The organism is Aquabacterium sp., assembly GCF_041915145.1.
In the GTDB taxonomy this organism is placed as follows: domain Bacteria; phylum Pseudomonadota; class Gammaproteobacteria; order Burkholderiales; family Burkholderiaceae_C; genus Aquabacterium.
Genome location: NZ_JAYSBZ010000021.1, coordinates 29,395 through 44,307 on the forward strand (window position 1 = coordinate 29,395; position 14,913 = coordinate 44,307).

The following is a 14,913-nucleotide window of genomic DNA, read 5'->3' on the forward strand; positions in this document are numbered from 1 at the left end:
AATTACTCATCAATGACGAGGCCTGCACAAACCCGCCAGCCCCCAAACCTTCAATGCATCGACCGTATCGGCCACATCGTGCACACGCACGACGCGAGCACCCAGCTGCACCGCTGCCAGAGCGGCAGCCGCGCTCAGCACACCTCGCTCGCCTGCCGGGCGGCCAGACACCGCGCCCAGCGACGACTTTCTCGACCACCCGACCAATATGGGGAGCCCCAAATCCAGTAGTTCCGCTTGACGGCGCAGCAATTCAAAATTCTGCTCAACCGTCTTGCCGAAACCGATGCCAGGGTCCAGCACAACGCGACAGGCGTCAACCCCCAGCTGGGTAAGCACCTCGACACGTGCGGCCAAAAACGACCGCACATCGTCGACCACGTCATTCGAAATCACCTGCTGCTGCATCGAAGCTGGTTCGCCACGCATGTGCATCAGGCACACCCCGCATGCCGCATGTGCACTCACGACATCCAACGCACCAGGTCGCCGCAAGCCATAAATATCGTTGATGATGTCCACGCCCAAGTCGAGCGCATGCGCCATGACATCCGGCTTGTAGGTATCGATCGAAACAGGCACGCCCAGCTTCACAGCATGGCGCAGCACCGGCGTTACCCGCCGAAGCTCTTCGCCCAATGGAACTGGCAACGCACCAGGTCGGCTCGATTCGCCGCCGATATCAAGAATGTCCGCGCCCTCTTTCAGCAGTCGCTCGCAATGATTCAACGCGGCCGTCAGATCCAGGTGATCCCCACCATCGGAGAACGAATCCGGCGTGACGTTCACAATGCCCATCACGCGAGGACACGCTAAATCGATTTCAAAACGGCCGGTGTGCCAAACAGATTGCGACATAAAGAAACGGGGCCTCAGCCCCGTTAAATTTTCAATGCAGATCGATTACACCGCAGCCGGTGCTCCGTCCGTGTTAACCGGCGGTGTCGCCCCACCACCGCCTCCACTCGACTTGTTGGCTGAGGGCGTCCAGTCTTTCGGAGGCCGAGGCGGCTTGCCCGCCATGATGTCGTCGACCTGATCAGCGTCGATCGTTTCCCAGTCAAGCAGCGCGGTAGCCATCGCATACATCTTGTCTTGGTTGTCCTCGATCAGCTTGCGAGCCAAAGCATATTGGGTATCGATGATGCGGCGAATCTCAGAATCGACCTTTTGCATGGTCTGCTCGGACATGTTGGTCGTCTTGGTCACCGAGCGGCCAAGAAACACTTCACCTTCGTTATCCGCGTAGACCATCGGCCCCAACGCATCCGTCATGCCGTAGCGCGTGACCATGTCGCGTGCGATCTGCGTTGCACGCTCAAAGTCATTGCTCGCGCCAGTCGTCATCTGATGCATGAAGACCTCTTCGGCGATCCGGCCCCCGAACAACATGGAAATCTGGCTCTCCATGTACTGTCGGTCGTAGCTGTATTTGTCGCGCTCAGGCAAAGACATGGTCACACCCAAGGCACGACCACGCGGAATGATCGTGACCTTGTGCACAGGATCGCACTTCGGCAACAGCTTGCCGAGCAAAGCATGGCCTGCTTCGTGATACGCCGTGTTGCGACGCTCATCCTCGGGCATGACCATGGACTTGCGCTCGGGGCCCATCATGATCTTGTCCTTGGCCTTCTCGAAGTCCTGCATCTCGACGACACGGCCGTTGCGACGAGCGGCAAACAGCGCAGCCTCGTTGACCAAGTTCGCCAAATCGGCACCGGAGAAGCCTGGCGTTCCTCGGGCCAGGATGTCAGGGCGAACGTCCTGACTCACCGGAACCTTGCGGATGTGAACATTCAGGATCTGCTCGCGACCACGCACATCGGGCAGGGTCACATAAACCTGACGGTCGAAACGGCCGGGACGCAGCAAGGCGGGGTCGAGGATGTCCGGACGGTTGGTTGCGGCAATCACGATCACGCCGAGATTGGTCTCAAAGCCATCCATCTCGACGAGCATCTGATTGAGCGTCTGTTCGCGCTCATCGTTGCCACCACCAAGACCTGCACCGCGGTGACGCCCCACAGCATCGATTTCATCGACGAAGATGATGCACGGCGCATTCTTCTTCGCCTGCTCGAACATGTCGCGCACACGAGCTGCGCCAACACCAACAAACATCTCGACGAAGTCAGAACCAGAAATCGAGAAGAACGGAACCTTGGCTTCACCGGCAATCGACTTGGCCAGCAAGGTCTTGCCTGTCCCCGGGGGGCCCACCATCAAGACGCCGCGCGGAATGCGCCCGCCCAGTTTCTGGAATTTCTGCGGATCCTTCAGGAAGTCGACCAGTTCTTTGACTTCTTCCTTGGCCTCATCGCAACCCGCCACATCGGCGAAGGTGACCGAATTGTTGCTCTCGTCGAGCATCCGTGCCCGACTTTTGCCGAAGCTGAATGCGCCACCTTTGCCGCCCCCCTGCATCTGACGCATGAAGTAGATCCACACGCCGATCAGGAGCAGCATGGGCCCCCACGAATACAACAGCCCCAGCAGCAGCGACGGCTCCTCGCGGGGCTTGACGTCGAACTTGACGTTGTTGTTGATCAGGTCGCCGATCAGGCCTCGATCCAGGTATGTGGCAGTGGTATGGAGCTTCTTGTCGTCGCTGGTGATCGCCACGATATCGGTGCCACCGTTGCCGCCCTCTTGCAGCGTCACGCTCTTGATGTGCTTGGCCCGCACCTCTTCAAGAAAATCGGAGTAGCCGATTTGCGCCCCGTTGGCCGAATTGTGATCAAACTGCTTGAATACGGTGAACAGCACCAAGGCAATCACCAGCCAAACTGCCAACTTCGAGAACCATTGATTGTTCACCGCGGCTCCTTTTCCAATTCCATCGAAACCCGTGCCGGCGACCTGAAGGTCGGCCATGAAAAGCGCGGATCGACTACGCGGTATGTGGGGACGATTCTAGACGAGTCAAGTCTAGACCCCAGTCGAATTTATCCCTGCCGCCGGCGCAACAGCCACACCAAACCGACGCTATTCGGTCGAATCGACATTTTTACCTGCCGACTTGAGCCCTATTCCAACCAGAAATGTCTCGGACGACTTGTCTCGTGATGCTTTCGGCTTGACCGGTTTCACCACACGAAAATTCTTTTGAAACAGCTCGACCAATTGGCTATAGCCGCTACCGTGGAAGACTTTGCAGACCAAGGCCCCCGCTGGTTTCAGGTTTTCTTGGGCGAATTCCACGGCCAACTCAACCAAGTGTTCAATCCTGGCCGAGTCGGATGATTCAATGCCCGACAAATTGGGCGCCATATCGGAAACGACCACGTCCACGGCACGCCCGTTCACGGCTTCATGCAACTGCCTCAGCACGGCGTCCTCACGAAAATCGCCTTGGATGAAGGTCACGCCATCAATGGGTTCGAAGTCGAGCAAATCGAGCGCAATGATGACGCCGTCCAATTGGCCGGACGCCGCCCCACCGATCCCGGCCTGCTTGGGGGCGAATTTGCGACGAATGTATTGACTCCAGGCCCCCGGCGCGGCGCCCAGATCGACAACCAACTGTCCCGGCTTGATCAGCCCCAAGGCCTCGTCGATTTCTTTCAGCTTGTAGGCCGCTCGGGCTCGATAGCCCTCTTTCTGCGCCAACTTGACGTAGGGATCCGTGACGTGATCATGCAACCACGCCTTGTTCACCTTCTTGCTCTTGGTTTTTACTTTCATCGTGCACCGATAATATGAGGATGCCCGCAATTACATTGACACCTGCCCAGCGCAAGGCCCACCGAGCCGATGCACATCATCTCAATCCGGTCGTTCTGATTGGCTCGGATGGATTGACTCCTGCCGTCGTCAAAGAAACCGATGCTGCGCTCAAGGCTCACGGCCTGATCAAGGTCCGCGTGTTCTCTGATGACCGAGACGCTCGCGAAACCATCTTGGTCACGCTTTGCGACACCCTTGGCGCCGCACCGATCCAGCACATTGGCAAGCTTCTGATTTTGTGGCGCCCCGTTTCGGCGAAGGCCAAGGATGCGGGCGAGAGCCGCAACCCAGGTCCGCGCGTGGTAACCGTCGTCAAGGCATCCCGTAGCGGCACGCGCCGACCGACGGTCAGCAAGGTCAAGATCATGGGCAATCAACGCGTCACCGCAGGCGGCTCGATCAAGCGTGTCAAGAAACGCGCGACCAGCTTCAAGAAGCAAAGCCAAGGTTGATCGCCGCCGCTCACGCACTCTTGCAGCGCCTCGACGTCGCACAAGCGTGTCCAACATGGGCGGCAGCACTTCGTAGCCAAGCACCGCGGCCTACAAAAGTCAGCAGCATGCCGGCCCGCGGTCAGGGCATCATGACCTGCAAGCGTACCAGCATGGTCATGCTTGTTCTTCAGATGTAGCGGACTTCAATGATTTCGTAGTTGCGTATTCCGCCAGGGGCTTGAACCGACGCAACATCCCCCGCTTCCTTGCCGATCAGAGCTCGAGCAATCGGAGAGCCAATCGAAATCTTGCCTTCCTTGAGGTCGGCCTCATCATCGCCCACGATCTGGTAGATCACGATATCGCCGGTGCTCTCGATTTCCATTTCAACCGTGGCGCCGAAAACCACACGGCCGCCTGCGTCCAGCGACGTTGGATCGATGATCTGAGCCGCCGCGAGCTTGCCTTCAATTTCGAGAATGCGCCCCTCGATGAACCCCTGCTTATCTTTCGCAGCGTCGTATTCGGCGTTCTCGGACAGATCGCCTTGAGCGCGCGCTTCGGCGATGGCATTGACGACGGCCGGACGCTCGATGGTCTTCAAGCGATGCAGCTCTTCTTTCAGTTTCTCGGCGCCACGTCGGGTGAGCGGAATGGTGGACATGGAGTCTTCCTCGGCAACAAAAAACGAGCCGCCGCGCCTGAGTTCATCAGGGCTGGCGGCGGCTGCAGGTTCAAAAAATTGGTCTTGAAAAAAGTTTAGTTGAGCTGGGCGTGCAGTTCCTGCAGGGAATACACCACCAGATCATCTTGGTGCTTCAGAGCCTCGGTCGCCGCCTCACAACCCGCCATGGTGGTGTAGTAAGTGACACGGTTGGCCAGCGCTGCCGTGCGGATGTAACGCGAGTCGGCAATGGCCGTGCGCGTCTCAGCCACAGTCGTGAAGACCAGCTGGATTTCACCCGCCTTCACCAGGTCGGCAATATGCGGACGACCGTCCTTGATCTTGTTGACCACCGTCACCGGGATACCCGCTGTCGAGATGGCGTCGGCCGTGCCCTTGGTCGCCATCAACGTGAAGCCCATGGCGTGCAAGTCCTTGGCGACCAGCACCGCGCGATCCTTGTCGCTGCCCTTGACGGAGATGCACACCGTACCCTTGCTCGGCAGACGGGAACCGGCCCCGAGCTGGCTCTTGAGCATGGCTTCGCCAAACGTCTTGCCGACGCCCATGACTTCGCCGGTCGACCGCATTTCGGGGCCAAGGATGGGGTCGACACCCGGGAACTTATTGAACGGGAACACCGCTTCCTTGACGCTGAAATACGGCGGAATCACCTCGGCGGGCGCGCGGCCGTTGGGGCTCTTCTGGTCTTTCAGCTTCTGGCCGGCCATGCAGCGTGCCGCGATCTTGGCCAGCGGCTGGCCGGTGGCCTTCGACACGTAGGGCACGGTCCGCGAAGCGCGCGGGTTCACCTCGAGCACGTAGACGGTGGCCTTGTCGATGCTGCCGGTGACGTCACCCTGGATGGCGAACTGCACGTTCATCAGGCCGACGACCTTAAGCGCCTTGGCCATCAAGGCCGTTTGCCTACGCAGCTCGTCTTGCAAGGCAACGCTCAAGGTGTAGGGCGGCAGCGAACAGGCAGAGTCACCCGAGTGCACGCCGGCTTGCTCGATGTGTTCCATGATGCCGCCGATCATGACGTCAACGCCATCGCTGATGCAGTCCACATCGACTTCGACCGCGTCGTCGAGGAAGCGGTCGAGCAGCACGGGCGACTTTTCAGACACGCGCACGGCCTCACGCATGTAGCGCTCGAGGTCTTTGTCGCCGTGCACGATTTCCATCGCGCGACCACCCAGCACGTAGCTCGGACGCACGACCAGCGGGTAGCCGATCTCTTGCGCCAGTTGCAGGGCGGCTTCTTCGGTGCGCGCCGTGCGGTTGGGCGGCTGCTTGAGGCCGACTTCGTGCAACAGCTTCTGGAAGCGCTCACGGTCTTCGGCCACGTCGATGCTGTCGGGCGTGGTACCGATGATGGGCACACCATTGGCTTCGAGATCAAGCGCGAGCTTCAGCGGAGTCTGACCGCCGTACTGCACGATCACGCCAACCGGCTTTTCCTTGTCCACGATTTCGAGCACATCTTCGAGCGTCACCGGCTCGAAGTACAGGCGGTCGGACGTGTCGTAGTCGGTCGAGACGGTCTCGGGGTTGCAGTTGACCATGATGGTCTCGTAACCGTCTTCGCGCATGGCAAGCGCGGCGTGGACGCAGCAGTAGTCGAACTCGATGCCCTGGCCGATGCGGTTCGGACCGCCGCCCAGCACCATGATCTTCTTCTTGTTCGTTGGGTTGGCTTCGCACTCGCCATCTGCTGTCTCGTAGCACGAGTACATGTAGGCCGTCTGCGTTTCGAACTCGGCCGCACAGGTATCCACCCGCTTGAAAACCGGACGCACACCCAACGCGTGACGAGCCTTACGCACGTCGTGCTGGTTGGTGCCCATCAGCTTGGCCAAGCGGCGGTCCGAGAAGCCCTTTTGCTTCAGGTAACGCATCTCAGCTGCGGTCAACGTGTCCAGCTTGCGCGCCTTGACGTCGGCTTCGGTCTTGATGATGTCTTCGATCTGAGCGAGGAACCAGGGGTCAACCTTGGTTTCTTCGAAGATCTCTTCCAGGCTCATGCCCAGACGGAAAGCGTCGCCCAGGAACAGGATGCGCTCAGGGCCGGCATTGCCGATTTCTTCCAGCACTTCCTCACGGTCGTTGCTGCGTTCGGTCAGACCATCAATACCGGTCTCCAGGCCACGCAGGGCCTTCTGGAAGGACTCCTGGAAGGTACGGCCCATGGCCATCACTTCACCCACAGACTTCATCTGCGTGGTCAGGCGGCTGTCAGCCTGAGGGAACTTCTCGAAAGCGAAACGCGGGATCTTGGTGACCACGTAGTCGATCGAAGGCTCGAACGAAGCGGGGGTTGCGCCACCGGTGATGTCGTTCTTGAGCTCGTCGAGCGTGTAGCCGACCGACAGCTTGGCGGCGATCTTGGCGATCGGGAAGCCGGTGGCCTTGGAGGCCAGCGCCGACGAACGCGACACGCGTGGGTTCATCTCGATCACGATCATCCGGCCGTTGTCCGGGTTGATCGAGAACTGCACGTTCGAACCGCCGGTTTCCACGCCGATCTCGCGCAGGATGGCGATGGAGGCGTTGCGCAGCAACTGGTATTCGCGGTCGGTCAGGGTCTGAGCCGGGGCCACGGTGATGGAGTCACCGGTGTGGATGCCCATCGGGTCCAGGTTTTCGATCGAGCAGACGATGATGCAGTTGTCCGCCTTGTCGCGAACCACTTCCATCTCGTACTCTTTCCAGCCGATGAGCGACTCTTCGATCAGCAGTTCGTTGGTGGGCGACAGGTCGATACCACGCTTGCAGATCTCTTCGAACTCTTCGGGGTTGTAGGCAATGCCACCGCCGGTGCCACCCAGCGTGAAGCTGGGGCGGATCACCATGGGGAAGCCGGAGCCGCCGATTTCGGCCTGGATGCGCTTTTGCACTGCCCAGGCTTCTTCCAGCGAGTGGGCAATGCCAGACTTGGCCGAGCCCAGACCGATGGAGGTCATCGCGTCCTTGAACTTCAGACGGTCTTCGGCCTTCTCGATCGCGTGCTCGTTGGCACCGATCATCTCGACCTTGTACTTGTCGAGCACACCGTGCTTGTGCAGATCCAGGGCGCAGTTCAGCGCGGTCTGGCCACCCATGGTCGGCAGGATCGCGTCAGGACGCTCCTTGGCGATGATGCGCTCGACCACCTGCCAGGTGATGGGCTCGATGTAGGTGACGTCGGCCGTGTTCGGGTCCGTCATGATGGTCGCAGGGTTGCTGTTGACCAGGATGACCTTGTAACCCTCTTCGCGCAGGGCCTTGCAGGCCTGTGCGCCGGAGTAGTCGAATTCGCAGGCCTGACCGATGATGATCGGGCCGGCGCCGATGATGAGGATGCTTTTGATGTCGGAGCGCTTAGGCATGGTTCTTCTCCATCAGCGCGACGAAACGGTCGAACAGGTAGGCAATGTCATGGGGTCCGGGTGAAGCCTCAGGGTGACCTTGGAAACAGAAGGCTGGCTTGTCGGTACGGGCCAGGCCTTGCAGGGTGCCGTCAAACAGGCTGACGTGCGTGGCGCGCAGGTTGGCGGGCAGCGTCTTCTCATCGACCGCAAAACCGTGGTTCTGGCTGGTAATGCTGACGCGGCCAGAATCGAGATCTTTCACGGGGTGATTGCCGCCGTGGTGACCGAACTTCATCTTGAAGGTCTTGGCGCCCGACGCCAGGGCCATGATCTGGTGCCCCAGACAGATGCCAAAGGTCGGGATACCGGTTTCGATCAGTTCCTTGGCTGCGGCGATGGCGTAGTCGCAAGGCTCCGGATCCCCGGGTCCGTTGGACAGGAAGATGCCATCAGGCTTGTGCTTCAGCACTTCAGCTGCGGGCGTCTTGGCCGGCACCACGGTGACCTTGCAGCCGCGGCTGGCCAGCATGCGCAGGATGTTGCGCTTGACGCCGAAGTCATACGCGACCACGTGGAACTTGGGGGCGGTCAGTTGGGCAAAGCCGGGCTTGCCGCCCAGTTGCGGGTTGGCAAGCTGCCACTCGCCCTCGGTCCATTGCGTCACATCGGTGCGCGTCACGACTTGGGCGAGATCCTGACCGGCCATATTGGGCGCTGCCTTCGCCTTGGCGATGGCGTCGGCCTTGATGGCTTCCGTCACGGCCTGGCCAGCCGGCAGCGCGACGATGGCACCGTTTTGCGCGCCTTTGGTGCGCAGCAGTCGTGTCAGCTTGCGGGTGTCGATACCGGCGATGGCCACCGTGCCTTCGGCCTTGAGGTACTGGGACAGCGTCTGGGTCTTGCGGAAGTTGGACTCGCGAACCGGCAAGTCCTTGATGATCAAGCCAGCAGCATGGATCTTCGCGGCTTCGACATCCTCGGGGTTGACGCCGTAATTGCCGATGTGCGGATACGTCAGGGTGACGATCTGACGGCAATAGCTGGGGTCGGTGAGGATTTCTTGGTAGCCGGTGAGCGAGGTGTTGAACACCACTTCACCAACCGTGTGACCGGCAGCGCCGATCGAAGTGCCGAGAAAGATCGTGCCGTCTGCAAGCGCGAGAAGAGCGATTTCTTGTTGCGCGGGGAGGAGGGGCGGCAGCACGGGGGGTCTTCTCCAATATCTGAAGCACGCCCGGTGTGCCTGATTGCTCAGAGCGCTCGTTCGCACTTTCACGCGCCTCTGAAAAATCAGGGCGCAAAAAAGCCGAAGAGGGAAACTGCTTGGGTTTCGCTAGGCGTGCTTGGGTGGTGGGGCAAATCTTTCAATTGTAGCGCATCCTAGGCTTTTCCCTCATAACCTTGTCACACGGGGCCAGATATGACCGAGAACTTTTCATCGGGTGAAAGACGCGACGGAATGTCTCAAGCAAAGCCATGCGCTGCCGATAAAGCATGCGTGATTCAGATGCAGCCTGCCTGTGCTTGATCCCGCTGCATCACTCCGCGCAAATCGCGTCATCCAGCACAAGAGATCAGCGAGGCCGTCATGCCGTTCTTCATTCATGACAACACCGGATTCGACGCCACCGCCGGCACGCCCAGCGTCACAGCCTCCACGCCGCTGCATCGGACAGAAGTCTGCCCCCCCGCCCTGTTTTCGCGCAGCCGCCCTTTCTGGCAACGATTGCTGCGCGGGTGGTGGCGCAAGCTGACCAATCAGTCCGAGCCTTCCTTGCAACAACGCCCCAAGGGTCAGATCCAATCGGTGCGCGAGGCGTTTTTCGTAGGTTTGGCAGATCTCTCACCGGAGTACACCTTCGAGTTGCGTTGCCGCATCGAGAAAGCTCGTTCGCTACGCGAACTCTGGCATTTGCGCTCAGATGTGTTCAACGTGCTTGCACAGCACCGCGGACAGAGCTTCGCCCACGCGCGCATGAACAACATCAACACCAACTTCCCCTCGCGAGTGCCCCAGTCGGGCCACTGCACGCGCGACAGCGGGCGCACCGTCGCTTGGTAAGCGCCGCCCTCTCGCTCACCCGCCAGGTTGATTGACCCGGCCGCCGCTGCACGCGGCGGAACATCTGCGCACGATTGGTCATGCCGCGTTGCGTTTTCATGCGGCTGACGCACCAGTCAGGACGCGAGGCGGGTGCACAATTCCAGGTCAACATCGAGTGACCATGAACATCATCATCCTGGACGACTATCAGGACGCAGTACGCAAGCTGAAGTGCGCGGCCAAACTGGACGGCTACCAAGCCAAGGTCTTCACCAACACGGTCAAAGGAACGGGTCAGCTGTCGATTCGCCTGCGCGATGCCGAAGCATTGGTGCTGATTCGCGAGCGCACTCACTTCCCTCGGGCGCTGCTCGATAAGCTACCCAAACTCAAGCTCATCAGCCAGACGGGCCGAGTCGGCCCGCACATCGATATCGCCGCCTGCACCCAGCTTGGCATTGCCGTAGCAGAGGGTGTGGGCTCGCCGATCGCGCCAGCTGAATTGACCTGGGCCTTGGTAATGGCCGCCATGCGCCGCCTGCCGCAATACATCGGCAACCTCAAGCACGGCGCGTGGCAGCAGTCCGGACTCAAGTCCGCCTCCATGCCCACCAACTTCGGTATCGGCATGGTGCTGCACGGCAAAACGCTAGGCATCTGGGGATACGGACGCATCGGGCGTCTGGTGGCGGGCTACGGAAAGGCGTTTGGCATGCAGGTGATGGTGTGGGGCAGCGACGAGTCGCGCGCCCAAGCCGCGGCCGATGGTTGCCTGACGGCATCCAATCGCGACGCCTTCTTCGAGTCTGCAGACGTGCTGAGCCTGCACCTGCGTCTGTCCGACACCACCCGAGCCCTCGTCAAGAGCGACGATCTGATGCGCATGAAGCCCACAGCCCTGCTGGTGAATACCTCGCGGGCCGAACTGATCGAAGAAGGCGCATTGGTGGGCGCGCTCAACCGAGGTCGCCCGGGCATGGCGGCAGTGGATGTGTTCGAGAGCGAACCCATCTTGCAAGGGCAACCTTTGCTACGACTCGAAAACGCCGTCTGCACCCCCCACATCGGCTACGTCGAACAAGACAGCTACGAGCAGTACTTCAGCGCCGCCTTCGACAACCTGATCAACTTCGTCAACGGCACACCGACGAACATCGTCAACCCCGAGGTCTTGCAAGCCTTGCATTGATGCATGTGCATCTCTGCCTCTGCCTGAGCCGCATTCGACTCATCAGCCGCGCTGGCGCCGCGCCTCGTACAGGCACACGCCGCTGGCCACCGACACGTTGAGGCTCTCGACCGCACCGCGCATGGGGATGCTGACCAGGTCGTCGCAAGTGCGGCGCGTCAGCTGACGCATGCCGGCCCCCTCTGCGCCCAGCACCAAGGCCAGAGGCACCTTGAGGTCGCTGTCGTACAAGGTGCGCGGTGCGTCGTCAGACGTGCCGATCACCCAGATATCGCGCTCTTTCAGCTCGCCCAGCGTGCGCGCCAGATTCGTCACCATGAAATAAGGCATGGTCTCGGCGGCGCCGCTGGCCACCTTGGCCACGGTGGCGTTGACGCCCACCGCATGGTCCTTGGGAGCGATCACCGCGTGAGCGCCCGCCCCATCAGCCACACGCAAACAAGCGCCGAGGTTGTGCGGGTCGGTCACGCCATCGAGCACCAGCAGCAAGGGCGGCTCGTCGAGAGTGTCGAGCAAATCGTCGAGCGATTTCAGCTGCGGCATGGGCGCAACTTTGGCCACCACACCTTGATGGCGATGCGTGCCGCACAGGCGCTGCAAGGTGTCGTCGCTGCTCTCGATGAGCCGCACCGAGGCCTCTTGCGCACGCGTCAAGAACTGGCGCATGCGCTGATCGCGCCGGGTCGCATCAAAGTGCAGTTCGAGAATGCTCTGAGGAGCCGTCTTCAGGCGCACCGTCAGCGCATGAAAACCGAAGAGGATTTTTTGAGACATCCGTCGATGCTAACCGCTCGGCCGGCGCCCGCTTCAGGCAGCGAGATCGAGCGCGCTGTCGTGCACCAAAGCCCCAGCCTCCAGGCGCAACTGCCGACTGCACAGGCGCGCAATGGCCATGTCGTGCGTCACCAGCACCAGCGTCGTGCCCTGCTCGCGGTTCAGCTCGAACATCAAATCCATCACCCGCTCGCCCGTGGCTGCGTCCAGACTGCCGGTCGGCTCGTCGGCCATCAACACGGCCGGCTGCACAACAAAAGCCCGAGCCAGGGCCACTCGCTGCTGTTCTCCACCCGACAGGAGCTTGGGGACGTGCCCCAACCGCGCGCCCAGCCCCACGCGCTCAAGCATTGCCCGGGCACGGTCGCGCGCACCGTCAAGCCCCATCAACTCGAGCGGCAACATGACGTTTTCAAGTGCAGTCAGATGCCCCAGCAACTGAAAGTTCTGAAACACGAAGCCGATGTGTCGGGCCCGCAAAGCGGCGCGAGCGTCTTCAGACAAGGCAAACAGGTCGTGCCCGGCCAAACGCATGGTGCCGCCGGTGGGCACATCCAGCCCAGCCAAGATGGACAGCAACGTGCTCTTGCCCGACCCCGACGCACCCACGATAGCCACCGACTGCTGCGGCTCCAACTTGAACGTGATGTCGTGCAAGATGGTCAGCTGGCCGGTAGAGTCCTGCACCTGTTTGCTAATGCGCTCGACGACAAGGATGGGCTCGCTCATGTTCAATGCTTCGTGGATTCGCCGGCACTTTATCGCGATTGCCATCGGCGCGTTGGCCTGCCGGCTCGGTGGCCACGCGCAAGCTGCGACGCAGCCATCGCCGGTAGGTCGACATGTCGTGCTGGTGGTGGGCGACAGCCTTTCGGCCGAATACGGCCTGCGCCGTGACACGGGCTGGGTCAAGCTGATGGAGCGCCGCCTGGCCGAGCGCCACATCGATGCCGAGGTGGTCAACGCCAGCATCAGTGGCGACACCACGTCGGGGGGGCTCAGCCGCCTGGCCGCCCTGCTGGCGCGCCATCATCCCAGCCACGTCATCATCGAACTGGGGGCCAACGACGCCTTGCGCGGGCTACCGGTGAGCGAAACGGCAGCGAACCTGACCGCCATGGCGCGAGCCTCGCAAGCCGCCGGAGCGCAGGTGGTGCTGGTGGGCATCCAAGTGCCTCCCAACTACGGCAGACGCTATACCGAAGAATTTGGCGCGGTGTTTACCCGGGTCGCGAACGCCGAGCACACGGCCTTGGTGCCCTTCTTGCTCAAAGGCGTGGCGGACGCCCCCGAGCCCTTGCGCTGGTTTCAGGCTGATCGCATCCACCCCAAGGAAGAAGCCCAACCGATGTTGCTGGACAACGTTTGGCCCGTTGTGGAGCCCCTGCTGAAGCCCGGCAAGCAGCCGGCTCACAGCAAGGGGCCAAAACGCTGACGCTTATTCCTTGTCGCCGGCCTTGGGAGCGAACCCAGGAAAGAGCGATTCAGCCTGCTTGTGCATTTGCTCCTGCATCTGCGCAAACAACTGGCGTGACTGATCGAGATAGTTGCCCATCAGGCCCTGCATCATGGGGGCCTGATTCATGAACTGCGACCACAGCTCGGGGCTGAATGCCTTGTTTTCATACAGCCCGGCCGACTGCTCGGCCAATTTGCCCTGCAGATCCACGAAGGTCAGCAGATTCTTTTCGAGATAGCTGCCCATCAGGCCCTGCATGGCGTGGCCATAGAAGCGGATGATGTTCTCGAGCATGCGAGTCGAAAACATCGGCACCCCACCGCTTTCTTCTTCAAGAATGACCTGCAGCAAGATGCTGCGCGTCAGGTCTTCGCCGGTCTTGGCATCGACCACCTTGAAGCTCTCGGCATCCAGCACCATCTGCTTGATATCGGCCAGCGTGATGTAGCTGCTGGTGCGACTGTCGTAGAGGCGCCGATTTGGATATTTCTTGAGTACGCGCACACCGCTGTCATCGGCCGCAGCTCCCTCGACCTTCTCTGGCTTGGTCTTGGCCGCGCGGGGGGTTTTGGCCGGCGCACGCTTGGCGGCGGGATTGGGCTGGGTCATCAAAGCGTCTCCTGCAAGTGCTGCAGGACATTCTAGGCACTCAGCTGTATATAGCCAGCGGGGCTCAGGCAAAGAAAAAGCCCAGTAAGTTCAAAACTTACTGGGCTTTCATATTGGTAGGCGCGATTGGACTCGAACCAACGACCCCCACCATGTCAAGGTGGTGCTCTAACCAGCTGAGCTACGCGCCTGGGAAAACGCGACTATAGCATGACTCTGCCGAGTCGAGCAAAGCCATTGATTACTTTCGCCGTACCCAGTCCACACCCGGCAGTTGCGCAACACGCGACAACACATGCGCGAGCTTGGTCACATCCGCGGTTTGTACCGTCAGCCTGACATCGACGCGTTCACGATGCGTCTGGGTTTGCATGCCCACCACGTGGGTCTTTTCCTTGGCGAAGGCGTCGCACAGGTCACGCAGCAGGCCAGGGCGATCATGAGCCTGCACAACAACATCGACCGCGTAAAGAGCCTCCTTGGCGCCACTGCGATCCGGCTGTCGCCCCCAGGCCACGGCTATACGTCGCTCGGGGGCGCGGCCAACCATTTGCCTGAAATTCGAGCAGTCTGTGCGATGAATGGCAACCCCCTTGCCTCGCGTGACGTAGCCGCCAATCTCGTCGGGTGGAGCCGGTTTGCAGCAGCGTGCCAGTTG

The 14,913-nt window shown here is 60.7% G+C and carries 14 protein-coding genes and 1 tRNA gene; 4 read left to right on the plus strand and 11 right to left on the minus strand.

Annotated elements, in window-relative coordinates; all coding sequences use genetic code 11:
- Positions 1-9 precede the first annotated feature (9 nt).
- The 3 genes from folP to ACE3SS_RS05910 form a co-directional block, all read right to left on the minus strand.
- Entirely contained in the window at positions 10-858 is an 849-nt protein-coding gene (gene folP / locus ACE3SS_RS05900) for a dihydropteroate synthase (RefSeq protein WP_374592238.1), read from the minus strand.
- A gap of 45 nt (positions 859-903) precedes the next feature.
- The gene (gene ftsH / locus ACE3SS_RS05905) at positions 904-2,820 is read right to left on the minus strand and encodes an ATP-dependent zinc metalloprotease FtsH (protein ID WP_374592251.1); all 1,917 of its coding nucleotides are present in this window, start codon (positions 2,818-2,820) and stop codon (positions 904-906) included.
- Between the two features lie 168 nt (positions 2,821-2,988).
- Entirely contained in the window at positions 2,989-3,687 is a 699-nt protein-coding gene (locus ACE3SS_RS05910) for an RlmE family RNA methyltransferase (RefSeq protein ID WP_374592239.1), read from the minus strand.
- Between the two features lie 20 nt (positions 3,688-3,707).
- Here ACE3SS_RS05910 and ACE3SS_RS05915 point away from each other — a divergent pair, with 20 nt between their 5' ends.
- Complete coding sequence (locus ACE3SS_RS05915) at positions 3,708-4,181, plus strand: YhbY family RNA-binding protein (protein WP_374592240.1); 474 nt, start codon at positions 3,708-3,710, stop codon at positions 4,179-4,181.
- Positions 4,182-4,350: 169 nt separating this feature from the next.
- Here the strand turns inward: ACE3SS_RS05915 and greA are convergent, their stop codons facing one another.
- The 3 genes from greA to carA form a co-directional block, all read right to left on the minus strand.
- Positions 4,351-4,827: a transcription elongation factor GreA gene (gene greA, locus ACE3SS_RS05920; RefSeq protein ID WP_374592241.1), complete on the minus strand. Its 477-nt coding sequence runs from the start codon at positions 4,825-4,827 to the stop codon at positions 4,351-4,353.
- A 95-nt stretch (positions 4,828-4,922) separates the two neighbouring features.
- The gene (gene carB, locus ACE3SS_RS05925; RefSeq protein ID WP_374592242.1) at positions 4,923-8,198 is read right to left on the minus strand and encodes a carbamoyl-phosphate synthase large subunit; all 3,276 of its coding nucleotides are present in this window, start codon (positions 8,196-8,198) and stop codon (positions 4,923-4,925) included.
- A complete protein-coding gene (gene carA, locus ACE3SS_RS05930) occupies positions 8,191-9,381 on the minus strand; it encodes a glutamine-hydrolyzing carbamoyl-phosphate synthase small subunit (protein ID WP_374592252.1) in 1,191 nt (396 codons plus the stop codon). Before carA ends, carB begins: the two co-directional genes overlap by 8 nt.
- Positions 9,382-9,768: 387 nt before the next feature.
- Here carA and ACE3SS_RS05935 point away from each other — a divergent pair, with 387 nt between their 5' ends.
- Positions 9,769-10,242: a hypothetical protein gene (locus ACE3SS_RS05935; protein ID WP_374592243.1), complete on the plus strand. Its 474-nt coding sequence runs from the start codon at positions 9,769-9,771 to the stop codon at positions 10,240-10,242.
- Positions 10,243-10,405: 163 nt separating this feature from the next.
- A complete protein-coding gene (locus tag ACE3SS_RS05940; RefSeq protein WP_374592244.1) occupies positions 10,406-11,413 on the plus strand; it encodes a D-2-hydroxyacid dehydrogenase family protein in 1,008 nt (335 codons plus the stop codon).
- A 42-nt stretch (positions 11,414-11,455) separates the two neighbouring features.
- Here the strand turns inward: ACE3SS_RS05940 and rlmB are convergent, their stop codons facing one another.
- The gene (gene rlmB, locus ACE3SS_RS05945; RefSeq protein WP_374592245.1) at positions 11,456-12,187 is read right to left on the minus strand and encodes a 23S rRNA (guanosine(2251)-2'-O)-methyltransferase RlmB; all 732 of its coding nucleotides are present in this window, start codon (positions 12,185-12,187) and stop codon (positions 11,456-11,458) included.
- A gap of 33 nt (positions 12,188-12,220) precedes the next feature.
- The gene (locus tag ACE3SS_RS05950) at positions 12,221-12,916 is read right to left on the minus strand and encodes an ABC transporter ATP-binding protein (protein WP_374592246.1); all 696 of its coding nucleotides are present in this window, start codon (positions 12,914-12,916) and stop codon (positions 12,221-12,223) included.
- On the opposite strand from ACE3SS_RS05950, the gene ACE3SS_RS05955 reads away from it, so the two are divergent.
- On the plus strand, positions 12,915-13,622 hold the full coding sequence (locus ACE3SS_RS05955) for an arylesterase (protein WP_374592247.1): 708 nt from the start codon (positions 12,915-12,917) through the stop codon (positions 13,620-13,622). The two genes, ACE3SS_RS05950 and ACE3SS_RS05955, sit on opposite strands and share 2 nt — an antisense overlap.
- A 3-nt stretch (positions 13,623-13,625) precedes the next feature.
- Here the strand turns inward: ACE3SS_RS05955 and phaR are convergent, their stop codons facing one another.
- From phaR to ACE3SS_RS05970, 3 genes are all read right to left on the minus strand, one after another.
- The gene (phaR, locus tag ACE3SS_RS05960; protein ID WP_374592248.1) at positions 13,626-14,255 is read right to left on the minus strand and encodes a polyhydroxyalkanoate synthesis repressor PhaR; all 630 of its coding nucleotides are present in this window, start codon (positions 14,253-14,255) and stop codon (positions 13,626-13,628) included.
- A 114-nt stretch (positions 14,256-14,369) separates the two neighbouring features.
- A tRNA-Val gene (locus tag ACE3SS_RS05965) sits at positions 14,370-14,446 on the minus strand.
- A gap of 50 nt (positions 14,447-14,496) precedes the next feature.
- The coding region (locus ACE3SS_RS05970) for an ACT domain-containing protein (protein ID WP_374592249.1) at positions 14,497-14,913 on the minus strand (417 nt) is incomplete at its 5' end.